Origin of the sequence: Flammeovirga sp. SubArs3, from assembly GCF_947387565.1 — a bacterium.
GTDB classification, from domain to species: domain Bacteria; phylum Bacteroidota; class Bacteroidia; order Cytophagales; family Flammeovirgaceae; genus Flammeovirga; species Flammeovirga agarivorans.
This window is the reverse complement of the sequence record NZ_CANDOA010000007.1, coordinates 126,698-140,770: the sequence shown is the minus strand read 5'-3', so window position 1 is coordinate 140,770 and position 14,073 is coordinate 126,698. Positions and strand designations below refer to the sequence as shown.

The 14,073-nt window shown below is 35.1% G+C and carries 12 protein-coding genes; 11 read left to right on the top strand and 1 reads right to left on the bottom strand.

The annotated features are described in order from the left end of the window. Positions 1-100: 100 nt before the first annotated feature. The 5 genes from QL232_RS19370 (at position 101) to QL232_RS19350 (ending at position 8,923) form a co-directional block, all read left to right on the top strand. Entirely contained in the window at positions 101-1,363 is a 1,263-nt protein-coding gene (locus QL232_RS19370) for an outer membrane protein transport protein (RefSeq protein ID WP_281615432.1), read from the top strand. Between the two features lie 26 nt (positions 1,364-1,389). Beyond that, positions 1,390-3,138: a hypothetical protein gene (locus QL232_RS19365; protein ID WP_281615431.1), complete on the top strand. Its 1,749-nt coding sequence runs from the start codon at positions 1,390-1,392 to the stop codon at positions 3,136-3,138. A gap of 156 nt (positions 3,139-3,294) precedes the next feature. After that, the gene (locus tag QL232_RS19360; RefSeq protein ID WP_281615430.1) at positions 3,295-5,367 is read left to right on the top strand and encodes a hypothetical protein; all 2,073 of its coding nucleotides are present in this window, start codon (positions 3,295-3,297) and stop codon (positions 5,365-5,367) included. 286 nt (positions 5,368-5,653) lie between these two features. After that, the gene (locus tag QL232_RS19355) at positions 5,654-7,453 is read left to right on the top strand and encodes a chloride channel protein (RefSeq protein WP_168883778.1); all 1,800 of its coding nucleotides are present in this window, start codon (positions 5,654-5,656) and stop codon (positions 7,451-7,453) included. Between the two features lie 75 nt (positions 7,454-7,528). Next, positions 7,529-8,923 carry a hypothetical protein gene (locus QL232_RS19350; protein ID WP_281615567.1) on the top strand — a complete coding sequence of 465 codons (1,395 nt, stop codon included), beginning with the start codon at positions 7,529-7,531 and terminating at the stop codon, positions 8,921-8,923. Here the strand turns inward: QL232_RS19350 and QL232_RS19345 are convergent. Next, on the bottom strand, positions 8,915-9,613 hold the full coding sequence (locus QL232_RS19345; protein WP_281615429.1) for an arylesterase: 699 nt from the start codon (positions 9,611-9,613) through the stop codon (positions 8,915-8,917). The genes QL232_RS19350 and QL232_RS19345 overlap by 9 nt on opposite strands. A gap of 98 nt (positions 9,614-9,711) precedes the next feature. On the opposite strand from QL232_RS19345, the gene QL232_RS19340 reads away from it, so the two are divergent. From QL232_RS19340 to QL232_RS19315, 6 genes are all read left to right on the top strand, one after another. Further along, on the top strand, positions 9,712-10,152 hold the full coding sequence (locus tag QL232_RS19340; protein ID WP_281615428.1) for a hypothetical protein: 441 nt from the start codon (positions 9,712-9,714) through the stop codon (positions 10,150-10,152). A 145-nt stretch (positions 10,153-10,297) separates the two neighbouring features. Then, positions 10,298-10,819 (top strand): hypothetical protein, encoded by a 522-nt coding sequence (locus tag QL232_RS19335; RefSeq protein ID WP_281615427.1) that lies wholly within the window; start codon positions 10,298-10,300, stop codon positions 10,817-10,819. A gap of 27 nt (positions 10,820-10,846) precedes the next feature. Further along, positions 10,847-11,584, top strand: coding sequence for an NRDE family protein (locus QL232_RS19330; protein ID WP_281615426.1), 738 nt, complete (start codon positions 10,847-10,849; stop codon positions 11,582-11,584). Positions 11,585-11,699: 115 nt separating this feature from the next. Beyond that, positions 11,700-12,584 carry a hypothetical protein gene (locus QL232_RS19325; protein ID WP_281615425.1) on the top strand — a complete coding sequence of 295 codons (885 nt, stop codon included), beginning with the start codon at positions 11,700-11,702 and terminating at the stop codon, positions 12,582-12,584. A gap of 62 nt (positions 12,585-12,646) precedes the next feature. Further along, entirely contained in the window at positions 12,647-13,744 is a 1,098-nt protein-coding gene (gene recF, locus QL232_RS19320; RefSeq protein WP_281615424.1) for a DNA replication and repair protein RecF, read from the top strand. Continuing rightward, positions 13,731-14,072, top strand: a complete 342-nt coding sequence (locus QL232_RS19315) for a DUF721 domain-containing protein (RefSeq protein WP_168883785.1) — start codon at positions 13,731-13,733, stop codon at positions 14,070-14,072. Before recF ends, QL232_RS19315 begins: the two co-directional genes overlap by 14 nt. Position 14,073: the final 1 nt, after the last annotated feature.

Genomic DNA, 14,073 nt, shown 5'->3' with positions numbered 1-14,073 from the left:
TATGTCTGCATAACATTTTTTTATTCATTGACTTAAAACGAAAATAAGAAGTAAACCTTTTCAATCACGATTAGACGCTTCATCTAACTTTAATTATTTAATGAAAATCAGAAATCTACTAATTGCGTTGGCAGCCGTATGCATTTCATCTGCATCTTTTGCTAATGGATTCCAGGTGCTTTTGCAAGGAACAAAATCAGTGGGACGAGGAAATGTTGGTGTTGGTTTTAGACCTGACGGATCCAGCATCTTTTTTAACCCTGGTGCATTATCATTTTTAGAAACAAGTACGGTTCAAGTAGGGTTTAACCCGGTATTCTCAAATATCTCTTATCGACCAACTGATGGTGCGACAAAGCATGCTTCAACTTCCCCAATGGGTACACCCTTCCAAGCATATGGTGTATACAGACCATCTGCTGAATCACCTTGGGCATTTGGTTTAGGTGTATTTACTCCTTTCGGTTCGACAGTATCATATGAAGATGGTTGGACAGGAAGGTATTCATTACAAGAAATTTCATTACAGGCGATTTATATCCAACCTACTGTTTCATACAGAATCAATGATATGATTTCTGTGGGTGCAGGGGTTGATATTGTATCAGGTAGTGTTTCTTTCAAAAAGAGTGTTGCAGCATCTGGTGGTGATGTAGGATTCGATATGGAAGGTAATACGATTAAATATACTTTCAATGCAGGTGTTTTCTTACAACCAAGTGAGAAATTCACAGTAGGTTTAAATTACCGTCATGGTGTTGATATGTCAGTGGAAAGAGGCGATGCTTTCTTCGATGTTCCTAATGCATTTATTGGTGAGCAATTATTCGGAGATAAATTTACAGCGGGCGAAAGATACAAAGCTGCTTTCGATGCGACTTTACCATTACCTAATACTTATGCAGTAGGTTTAGGTTTTTATCCAAATGAAAAGTTATCGATCGGTTTTGATGTTAGCTATGTAACATGGAGTGTTTACAAAGAATTAAAAGTTGAATTCCCTGACGGTGACTATGCTCCAATTGCATATGACAGAAGCTGGGAAGATTCTTGGATCTTTAACTTAGGTGCTGATTATATGGTTACAGATGCTTTAACTGTTAGAGCGGGTGCTTATGTAGATACTACTCCTGTACCAGATGGTCACATGACTCCAGAGTCACCAGATGCTTTATCAATTGGTACTTCAGTAGGACTTAGCTATATGTTTACAGAGAAATTCAGTGTTGATGCTGCATTCTTGTTTACGAATAAACAACAAAGAGAAAATATTGTACCGACAGACAAAGATACTGGAGGTTTAAATGGAGTGTATAAGGCGACTGCTTATATCCCAAGTTTTTCACTAAACTATAACTTCTAATCCATTACTCTACAAAAGAAAAAGAAATGATTTTTAATAAATATAGATCTATAATAGCAGCACTAGCTGTAGCTTTTTTAGCATCTTGTACAATAGAGGTGGATGATTTTCAACCATCAGCAGGTACTGATGCTAGTGGCAATGCTGTTGACTTTACTACTTATGTAGCTCTTGGTAACTCGCTCACAGCTGGGTACACTGATGGAGCATGGGTAGCAAAAGCACAAGCTAATTCTTATCCTCAATTAATTGCAAATAGCTTACAATCTGTAAACTTAGGAGCAAACGGTTTTACTCAACCTTTAGTATCAAATTCAAGTAAAGCATACTTTGGAACACAACTAGTATTAACTAATGCTGGGCCAAGCGCTTTACCAACAATTAATGTAGATGGTGCAAGAGCATCAGATAATATTACACCTGGTACGTATCACAATATGGCTGTACCTGGTATCAGAGCTGTTGATATGGCGGTACCTGGTTACGGTGTAGCGAATCCTTTATTTGGATATTTCTCTTCTGAAGCTACGGCTACTGTATTGAATGATGCAGCAGCAGCTAATGCAACTTTCTTCTCAGTTTGGTTAGGAGCAAATGATGTGTTAGGTTTTGCAACATCAGGTGGATCTTTAGGTTCAAATGATATTTTACAAGCAACTGCGATCACTCCAGTTGAGACTTATCAAGCAGCGATGACTCAAGTTCTTGAGACAATGTCAGCAAACGGTGCAAATGGTGTAATTCTAAATATTCCAAATATCATGGAAGCTGCACTGTTTAATTTTATGCCTTCAGATTTAGAAGGTGTATTAGGATTGGCAGGTGTACCTTTTACTGAAGACATTCTTGCTTTGGTGAATGGATTTATGGCGTCAACAATTGGAGATGCGAAAAACCCTACAATTACAGCTGTAGCAACACCTAGTATTGATCCAGGAGATGGAGAGTTAATCAATGCAGTAGCAGCAGCGGCGGCAACGGCACCTTCAATAGATAAAGATCCAAATGTACCATCAGATCTTGCTTACACTGTAATATTCTTACAGCTAACTACAGATCCTGAGAATCCATTATCACCAGCTGATGCTATGACTTATTTAGCTTCTGTTGAAGGGCAAACTCAAATTGCAGGTTTTGTTGGTTTAGGTTTAAATATTACTTGGGCTCAAATGAATGCAGAGCAAGCTATTGCAGATTCTGATTCATATATGCAAGAACAAGGTACATACCCAGTATTTACAATGGAGTCTAATCAAATGCCTTATTATGATGCAACTTCTCCAACTGGTATGAGACAATCTGAAGTAGGAACGAAATTTACTTTAACTGCTCAAGGAAAAATTACTGCTTTAGTAGGTGTAATCGTTGGAGGAGGTGATCTTCCTGAAGATTTACAAGAAGTACTACCTGTACCTGCGAACGGTGAAGCTTTAATTGCTTCAGATGTTGAAGCTGTTGAAACTGCAATTGGAGAATACAATGAGTTCTTAAAATCAGAAGCTGATGCTCGTGGTTTTGCTTATGTTGATACAAGATCAATTATGCATGAGGCAGTAACAGGTATTATCATCGATGGTGTTACTTACACTACTGAATATTTATCAGGTAACTTATTCTCATTAGATGGTGCACACCTTACTCAGAGAGGTTATGCTGTGATTGCGAATTACACAATCGAAGCAATCAACAATAAATATGGAGCTAAAATTCCAACAGTTCAACAAAACGATTACCCTGTAGTAGAGGAAACAGCAGTTCCTGCTCCTGCTAATTAATCTTAATGATTGTTGAAAATTAAACAATAAGAAGTAAAAATATTTACTTTTATGGAAAACCTACCTTATTACAATAGTAATGATGGTAGGTTTTTTATATTTATTGCTGATTATGAGTGTGTTGTTGAAATCACTCAAACAAAATAGAAACGAAAAATGAGATACTCTTTACGATCAACTATCATTATTTTATCAACCATTATCCTATCAATTTCCTGTGCCACTAAAGATGAGAATGAAAATATTACCGATTCAGGGACTACTCGTATAGGAACACCTATTAGTTATTCAAGATTTGTTGCACTTGGCGATGGTGTAACTGCTGGATTACAAGACAATGTGTGGTATAAAGAAGCACAAGATAATTCTGTAGCAGGAATCTTTTCACAGGTGATTTCTCAAAATAATTTAGGACCTGAAATCATTAACCCTAAGGTAACAACTCAAGGAACAGGTATACCTGCAGAAGATTCAACGGAAGCGATAAGATATTCTAAGGGTTCATGGATTATGGGAGAAGCTAGGATTCTTTCTGAAAATGTCCCTTCTATAATAGGAACAACAGCTTCAGGAGAAGGTTTTACCAATATTTCTGTAATTGGAGCCAAGTTTAATGATTTTACAATACCAAGCTATAAAACTGAAAATCCATATTTTGCATATTTTTCTCCTTCAGATACAGCATCAATGTTTGGTACTGTTGTCAATTTAGACCCCACTTTTACTTTAATATCAGCCGGACGTCGAGATATTTTGGATTATGCGATCCACAAATACACAGATCAGGATTTAGAATTACCTGATGCCAGTCAATTAGGAATTCAATTGGAAAACATGGCATTACCATTATCTGATCAGAAAGGTGGAGCAATGATAGGTATTGATTTTATTAATGAGATACCATTTTTTAATCATATGAGAAACTCATTAGAGCTGACAGAAGAAACTGCGACGGCTTTAAATAATGGAATTGATGAAATTGCATCAGGAGCTATTGTTTTTCTTTTGGATTCAATAAGAAGTTCAGTCACTCAGCCTGTAGCAGAAGAATACCTTAGGGATGAGTTTATTTTACCAATTTTAGTCAATGGGTGGGATGGAGAATTAGGAATAGCTGCTATCAATACTTGTAATGGGTATGATATGACTGAGCCAGGAATAAATAAAGAACAATTACCCCTTAAGCCTTCAGTAGATGATTATCCGTCTAGTTGTTCTTATATTCAAGATACTCTGGCGTACAACTTAGTCTATAATAAAACTTTTTATACTACTAATTGGGGAAGGAGAGTAAGTGTGGTGACAGTACCATTAGCAGCTCCAACAGCAAGAACACAGACGGCACTTCCTGCAAATCAACAATTGATAGCAGATTATATTTTCGCAGGTATCACAAGAGATTGGGTAACTGATTTTGAAGCAGATTCTGCATCTACAGTAAATGCAATTATGTCTTCTGATCCATTAGAAATTATGGTAATTGAGACAGCATTCAAAATGTCAATAGATCAATTACTGATGATGTTTATCGATAATGATCAGGTTACTGGACTTATTTCTAATCAATTATATAAAATAGTACTGAACAATGTGGAAGGAACGCTAACTCCAGAAAGCTTGGAAGACGCGATTGATGAATCGATTGGTACTATTGTCGTAGCATTATTAGATGTGCTAAGAGGAAATCAATATTTTCCAGAGTTTGTTGCAGGTACCAACCCGTTTATTGTGTTGGACCCTACCTCACCAACTAGAATGAGACAGTTGGAAGTAGGAGATAAGATCATGTTGCCATATGCTAATGTTTTTGCTGACTTAAGGTCATTATTAACATCAATAATTTTGAATGGTGGTTTGCCTGCTGATTTTACGGTATCTACATTGTTGGATCTTTTTCCAACTGCAGATATGGTTTATGATGTTAATACACAAGAAGAAGTTGCTCAAGCGGTGCAAGAATATAATTTAGCAATTAGTAGTGCAGCTAAATCAGTCAATTGGGCATATGTCGATGTGGCATCAATTTCAACAAGATTATTAACTGGCTATAAACAAGATGGAAACACTTTTACCACGGAATATAGATCTGGAAACTTTTATTCTATGGATGGGCTAAGTTATACATCTTCAGCGAATGCAATTATTGTAAATGAGCTTATTGATAAGCTGAATACTTTATATAGATCTACCTTACCAAAGGTGAAAACTAACGAGTATACAAGGAATTAACATTTATAATACATAAGTTTTGTAATGATATTAATAAAGCTGCGGTCTTTTCAATAAGAACGTAGCTTTTTTTGATGTTCATTTTGTACTTTTGCTCAAGGTTGGTTTTAATATTGTAAAACAATTAAAGAGAACTAAAGAATTTTGGTCGTTTTATTATTTTGTCTTACAGGATTATAGATACTAAAACTTAGTTGTGTGGAAAATTTTCAAAACATACTTATCTCATAAATATCATCAACTGCAGTTTAATTCGCATAGATTTTTTAGCGCACTGAAGTATTAAATGGCAAAACATAAGCTGATAGAAAAACTATTTAATCTTAGAAGATTACATCTGTCCGATAGAAATTTCATTCTAATTGTCAGTAGCATGGTAGGTATTGCCTCTGGTTTTGCTGCCGTTCTTCTAAAATTATCAGTACATCATATTCATGATCATATTACGCATGTCAACTTTGCGGAAAATTGGGGATTACTATTGTTTCCAATTCTTGGATTGATCATTACGACGATTATTGCAAAAACGCTTTATAAAGAGAGTAGTGTAGGGCATGCCATTACAGATATTCTCCATGATATATTTAAAAACAATAGTAACATTGGTAAAAGTAAGATGTACTCTCGTATAGTTACATCTATGTTTACTGTTGGTTTTGGTGGTTCTGTTGGATTAGAGTCTCCGATTGTATTAACAGGTGGAGCGATCGGTTCAAATATTGGTCAGTCGTTTTTATTAGATTATAAAACAAAGACTTTGATGATTGGCTGTGGAACGGCAGGGGTTATCTCAGCAATATTTAATGCACCAATCACAGGGTTAATTTTTAGTATTGAGGTGATTTTGACAGGAGTTTCTGTTGCCAATTTTGTACCTCTACTTATATCATCTGTGAGTGCAGCAATCGTTTCGTCTTTATTGGTTGGTGAGGAAGTATTGTTCTCATTCAAAATTGTAGAGGCCTTTCAAGCGCATCATATTCCATTTTATATTGTACTAGGTGTTGTAGCTGGTTTTATGTCGATTTATTTTAATCAGACATTACACCAAATGGAACATTTAATGGAAGAGAGATTTCCTAACAGATACAGAAGAGCATTAGTCGGAGGTGGTCTTTTATCAATCTTTATATTCATTTTTCCGCCAATTTATGGGGAAGGGTACGAATCCATAAAAGCCCTTCTAAATGGTGAAGAACATAGCTTGTTAGTGAGAGCAGAATTGTTCGAGTCATTAATACCTAATACAAAAGCTTGGCTTTTCTTGGCTTATATCATTATGGTGTTATTTGCTAAAGTAATTGGTGCCTCGTTAACGCTTTCTTCTGGAGGAGCTGGTGGTACATTTGGACCTGCCTTAGTGATTGGAGGTTTGACAGGTTTTGCTTTTGCTAGATTAGTGAATTTGTTAGGTTTGGCAGAATTACATGAATCTCATTTTATCTTAGTTGGTATGAGTGGTGTACTATGTGGTGTAGTTTATGCTCCACTTACAGCAATTTTCTTAATCGCAGAAATTACAGGAGGATATACACTATTTGTTCCTCTGATGTTAGTGTCAGCCATTGCTTATACTACAGTAAGTGTTGTTAATCCTGATGCTCCTCATGTGAGTACATTAAAAGCAAGAGGAGAATATTTGAAAGGCGATAGAGATATGCAGGTATTGGATCGATTAAACATTAATAAACTAATCGAAACCAATTTTGTGACTGTACCTGTAAAAGGTTATTTAAGTGACTTAGTAGAAGCAATTAGTGTAAGTAAACGTTCTGTTTTCCCTGTTGTTAATGATAAAGGAAGGTTGAAGGGAATTATCACCTTAGATCAAGTAAGAGAAATTATGTTTGATCAAGAGCAACAACAGAAAGTTAAGATAGAGAACGTAATGATGCAAGCACCTGATGTAGTCTATTACGGAGAAAGAATGCAAACAGTAATGCGTAAATTTGAGAAGGAAGATGCTTGGAATTTACCTGTTATTGATGAAGATAAAGTATATGTAGGCATGGTTTCTAAATCAAGAATATTCAGTGTTTACAGAAAGCAACTACAACGTCTTAATAAAGAGTGGGTAGGTAACTAACAAAACATTTCATTAAAATATTGAAGATAAATACACCATCTTCCTATTTTTGTGACAGACTTTAATAAATATACTATGAACGAATTTGAGGTATATCTAACAAAAAAACGTATTGATCATAAAGCTTTCAAAGAGGCAGAACCCGACCGTTATACGGAATGGGATTCTTTATTTATGCAGGTACACCCAAAGAGTTTTACACAACAAAAGCTCTTTTTGATAAATCAAATTCGTAGACGTTATTGGTTGGAAGAGGCAATTAAGGTAGAAGTTGAAAAACCAAAAGCGAAACCTAAGCCTGTTGTTAAAAAGGCTGTAGAGAAAGCAACTACATCGGAAGAGGTGAAAACCGATTCGTCTTCAGAGAGTAAGCCTAAGTTTAGGCCGAAGATGAAGGCTCGTCCTGTCGTTAATAAAGACGAAGGGGATGCAGCTGTTACTAAACCTTCTAGGCCTGTAATGAAAGCAAAGTCGGAAGAGGAACCATCTCAGAATAAACCTTCTAGACCTGTCTTTAAGAAAAAAGCAACTGAAGAGTCTAAAGGAAAAGTAGCTAGACCTGTAATAAAACCGAAGAAGAATGTAGAGGAGACAACTGAGAAAGAAGCTCCTAAGAAAGCCCGTCCGGTCTTTAAGAAGAAACCGAATGTGGAAGAGTCTTCTTCAGAACCAACGGAGTCATCAGCATCTCCAGAAAGTACCCCAAAGCGTGTTCGTCCCGTTTTTAAGAAGAAAGTGGAAAGCTCAGCTGAACCGATACCCGAGGAGTCAACAGAAGAGGTGAAGCCTAAGAAAGCCCGCCCAGTCTTTAAGAAGAAACCGAGTGTAGAAGAGTCTTCTTCAGAACCAACAGAGTCATCAGCATCTTCAGAAAGTACCCCAAAGCGTGTTCGTCCCGTTTTTAAGAAGAAAGTGGAAAGCTCAGCTGAACCGATACCCGAGGAGTTAACAGAAGAGGTGAAGCCTAAGAAAGCCCGCCCAGTCTTTAAGAAGAAACCGAGTGTAGAAGAGTCTTCTTCAGAACCAACAGAGTCATCAGCATCTTCAGAAAGTACCCCAAAGCGTGTTCGTCCCGTTTTTAAGAAGAAAGTGGAAAGCTCAGCTGAACCGATACCCGAGGAGTTAACAGAAGAGGTGAAGCCTAAGAAAGCCCGCCCAGTCTTTAAGAAGAAACCGAGTGTAGAAGAGTCTACTACAGAGCCCACGGAGTCATCAGCATCTTCAGAAAGTACCCCAAAGCGTGTTCGTCCTGTTTTTAAGAAGAAAGTGGGCAGTTCAACCGAATCGGTACCTGAGGAGTCAACAGAAGAGGTGAAACCAAAGAAAGTTCGTCCGGTCTTCAAAAAGAAACCGAGTGTAGATACGGCAGAGAAATCACCAAAAGATGAATCTTCTAAGGAAGAACTATCTAAACCTAAACGTATTCGACCTGTTATTAAACCAAAGAAAAAAGACAGTGATTCAGAGTAATGGTTGAAGACTCTTGAATACAGTGTTGGCTACAATTTTAGCTCCTTCAACATTTGGGTGAATTCCATCAGCTTGATTTAATGAAGGTTCTCCGGCAACACCTTCAAGAAGGAAAGGAAGTAAATAAGTATTTTTTTCTTTTGAGATTTGAGGGTAGAGTTTTTCAAAAGCTTTAAAATAATCATCTCCCATATTTGGAGGAGGCAATATACCTGCAAGTAATATCTTACATTGTGGATTGACCTTTTTCACCTTATCAATAATTTTTTCGAGATTATCTTTTGTATTGTTAGGGTCAATGCCTCTAAGAGCATCATTACCACCTAGAGAAAGTACAAATATATCGGGCTTCTGTTGGCCAATAATCCAGTCAACTCTACCTAAACCACCAGCAGTAGTTTCTCCGCTTAATCCAGCATTAACTATAGTATATGGTAACGCTAACTTGTCAATTTTTTGTTGTATTAATTGGGGGAATGCTTGTTCCTTTTCCAAACCATATCCAACAGTTAAGCTATTTCCAAAAAATATGATTGTCTTTTTAGAAGAAGTTTCATCAACTGATACTGTAGGAACATTAGTATTTGAAGCTTGATTTTGATCTTGTTTTTCTTCATTAGAAGTAGAACAACCCATCAGTACAAATATTAATTGAAATAGTAATATTGAAAAAGTGCTATTTTGCTTCATTTCTTGCAAGGGTATTTTCTTGATTTATTTTGACCTCTTTTTTCAAAGATAGGATAGTAAATTGTAATCGACTTGTTAAACCTAATTATTTCTGACATATGCACAAAGACTTCTGTACCCATAAAGTGTTATCCTATTGGGCTCTTCGAATCGTACCCTCTGTCATCCTTTTACAATCGTTACTTTACAAATTTGGAGATGATGGTGCTTACGTATATATTTTTTTAGAAATGGGCCTTGGGGATGATATGCGCCTCTTGTTTGCTGTTGTAGAATTTATTGGAAGTATTTTCCTAGTTCAATCTGTGTATTGTAGATGGGGTGCATACATAGGCATATTTGTGTCTTTATTGTCCATCATCCCTTTTGTAATTTTGGGATTTGAGTTACCCGTAGAAAACAGTTTTGCATCTGGTTTACAACTTTTTGGAATGTCATTGGTAGTATTAATGACTTCTTTACTTATACTAGAACAAGAATTAGGTAGAATTCAGAAAACTTCAAAATCAACACAAAAAAGAGAATCACTAACGGCCTAAATAGTCGTAGATGATGTTATATTTTATAAACTATTGATGATATCGGGAAAATTCGCCTAAAAAAGTCAATAGAATCTTCTTAATTTTGGCTATACTCAGTATTTTTAAAAGAGTATAGCTAATTTTTTGCTCTTAAATTACTTGCATGAATAATAACGTTAAACAATCTGCAATTGAGCTATGTAAACAGCTTAAGAATTTATTGACTCAGATATCAGAAGAACAATTTATTGCACCATTAGATTTATTTTCGGGATCTTCTATTGGGCAACATACTAGACACATTATCGAATTTTACCAATGTTTAATTGATAGTGTGAAAAAAGGAGAACAGATCTGTTATGAAGATAGGCAGCGAAGTCTTACCTTAGAATCAGATAAATACAATGCATTAGCTAAAATTGATGAACAGATTTCATCTTTTTCCCAGTTAGATAACTATTCAGAAGATGTAGTCTTAAAAGTGAAAGATTACGCTCAAAACTTGGAAATGAATGAATGGTCGTCACCTTCAACAATTTCTCGCGAAATGCATTATTGTAACGAACATACAGTACATCATTTAGCAATTATCAAAGTGGGTTTAATGCATTATTTCCCAGGGTTAAACTTGAATGATAGCTTTGGAGTCGCTAAATCAACTTACGCCTACAGAAAAGGTAAATAACTCATTCTACTTTATTTCAATTAACATATGTGCACCCTAACTTATATACCTCTATCATCAACATCTTATTTGTTCACATCAAATAGAGATGAAAGAAAAAGCAGATCTTCTGCATTTGCGCCAACGATTCATGAGAAAAATGGAGTGTCTTTTATCGCACCAATTGATAGTCAGGCATTGGGTACTTGGCTAGGAGCATCAGAAAACTCAAGAGTAGTTTGCTTATTAAATGGAGGATTGAAAGCACATATTCCTACTCCACCTTATAAACATTCAAGAGGAAAAGTAGTTATTGATTCTTTGTTAGCTGTTGACATTGAATTGTATTTAACCACATATGACTTTAATAATGTAGAGCCATTTACGCTGATTGTCATTGAGAATAAAGACGATTTATCAATCATACAATTTATTTGGGATGGACAAAAATCATATCAAGAATTTTTAGATCCAGCGAGTCCACATATTTGGTCATCAGTTACATTATATAATTCAAACCAAACAAAGAAAAGGAAAGAGAAGTTTTTAGATTGGTTATCCTCATCTGAAAAAAATGCTCAAGAACTTTTAGAAGTTCATGAGAACTTAGATCATGAAGATTCTTCTACAATAGGACTATCAATGCAGCGTCCTCAATATTGTACTGTAAGTACAACTCAATTAAAAGTGACAGATCAGAGGGTGGATATGATGTATCATGATCGTAATTCAACTCAAAAAGATTTTGCTCATTTGCCATTAACAGTTTATAATCATGAATCTTAAACCCAATTTAAGATATCGTTTATTTAAGTGGGAGTTCTGGCCTTATTATGTTTTTTACATACCAGTATACTTTTTCTACTTTCTTCTATCAGCTCTTTCGCGTTCCCTAAGTTTTATGACTTTGGCTAACCCTGGGATGAGATATGGTGGCTTTTTCAGCTATTCTAAATATGATGTACTTAAACAACTTCCTGAAAAATATGTACCTAAGTCAGCTTTCTTTACAGTAGCTCCTACGAGTAAAGAAGTAAAGAAAGAAATGAATAGATTAGGACTAGAATACCCTGTGATTTTAAAACCTGATGAAGGAGAAAGAGGAAGTGGTGTAGAGAAGATAAAGAATGACCAAGAGTTAGATGAATATCTATTAGCAAATTCCCCTAATATCATTTTGCAAGAATTTATTGATGCTCCAAATGAGTTTGGAGTGATGTATGTAAAATATCCATCACAAGAGAAAGGAAAAATAACATCAATAGTATTCAAAGGTGAATTGTATGTAATCGGTGATGGAAATAGTGATCTGGTTACATTGTTCAAAACTCACCCAAGGGCTCAACTATATATCGATTTCCTTAAAGAATTTTACAAGGATCAGCTGAATATGGTTATCAAGAAAGATGAAATATTTATGTTGTCAAAGATGGGAAATCATTGCCGAGGAGCAATCTTTAATGATGCAAATTACCTTATTGATAAATTGGACGTATCACTTTTCGATTCAATATCAGAATCTATAGAAGGTTTTTATTTCGGTAGATATGATTTAAAAGTTAAAGATGAAAATGCTTTAATAAACGGAGATTTTAAAGTAATGGAATTGAATGGTGTAAATTCTGAACCAGCACATATTTATGACCCAGATAACTCATTGATGAGAGCATATAAAGACCTATTTCGTCATTGGTGGAGAATCTATAAAATAAGCAAAGAAAATAAAGAACAAGGATATACAGAAACTCCATTCCCAACATTAGTACAATCTCTTATGAATAAATAAGAAGTATATCTAATTGAAAAGATAAATATTTTTATTTTTGCAACTCAATAAAGCAAAGGTAAATGTATTTAGGGCGGTTGTATCTAAGAGATTTTAAAAATTACAAGGAACTTTCTGTTGATTTTACAGAAGGGGTGAACTGTATTGTCGGTCCTAATGGGGTAGGCAAGACAAATCTTTTGGATGCCGTTTATTTCTTATCCATGACTCGTAGTGCGTTTAGTTTTACAGAACAACAGAATGCAAGACATGGTGAGAAAATATTCGCTTTGTCTGGGAAATTTTATAAAAAAGATGATCCTGATATGGTAGTATGTCAGTATCAGAAGCCCAAAAAGAAATTTAGCTTAAATGGTAAGGAGTATCAAAAGTTTAGTGAACATTTTGGTAAATACCCTTGTGTATTAATAGCCCCCAATGATACTGATTTACTAAGGGAAGGTAGTGAAGTCAGAAGAAAACACTTTGATAGTGTCATTTCTCAATTTGATAAAGAATACCTAAAAGAATTGATAGATTATCAGAGAGCAGTTTTACAGAGAAATGAACTGTTGAAAATGTTTGCTGAGAAACGTCAAATACCAAATAAAGATTGGGTTGCTCCTTACGATCATATCATCTTACAAAATGCAAAGATAATTCATCACAAGAGAAAGAAGTTTGTTGAGAAGTTTCATGGTTTCTTTCAGGAGTCTTATTCTTTTTTATCAGAAGAAAGAGAAGAAGCTTCTATCATTTATAAATCTGACCTTTCTAAAGAAAATTTCGGACAAATTTACGCTGAAGCTTGGGAGAAGGATGTACATTTACAGAGGACAACAAAAGGAATTCATAAAGACGATTTTGATTTTCAATTGGCAGGTTATCCTTTAAAAAAATATGGATCTCAAGGACAACAGAAATCATTTATCATCGCTATGAAATTAGCTCAACATTTTTTGTTAAAAGAAGCATTAGATGTAGTTCCAATTCTATTATTAGATGATATTTTTGATAAACTGGATGATAATAGAATAAAAAAACTCCTAGAATTGATAAAAGAGAAGAAATTTGGCCAAATTATTTTGACCGATGCTCGACCTGAACGGTCTAAGAGTTTAATGGAAGAAATAAATACGGAATCTCACTTTATAGAAATAGATCATTTTGTCGGAAAATAAGAAATCTGTATATCGATTTAGAAAGAAGACACCGATACCTAAAAAACATGAAACTTTAGGTATTGGCGATGCTATGCAACAATTTGTAAAGTCTCTGAAAAAATCACACAGCTATAATGAAGCTATTATTAGTAAAGTATGGGGTGAAGTAATGGGACATACTATTGCCTCAAGAACTTTAAGTATTAAACTAAGAGGAAAAGTTTTATACGTTAAATTAAATGCTCCTTCATTAAAAAATGAATTAAATATGGCAAGAGAGCATGTTGTCAATAGAATTAACCAAAGACTAAGAACTGAAGTATTAACGGAAGTAAAATTTACATAAC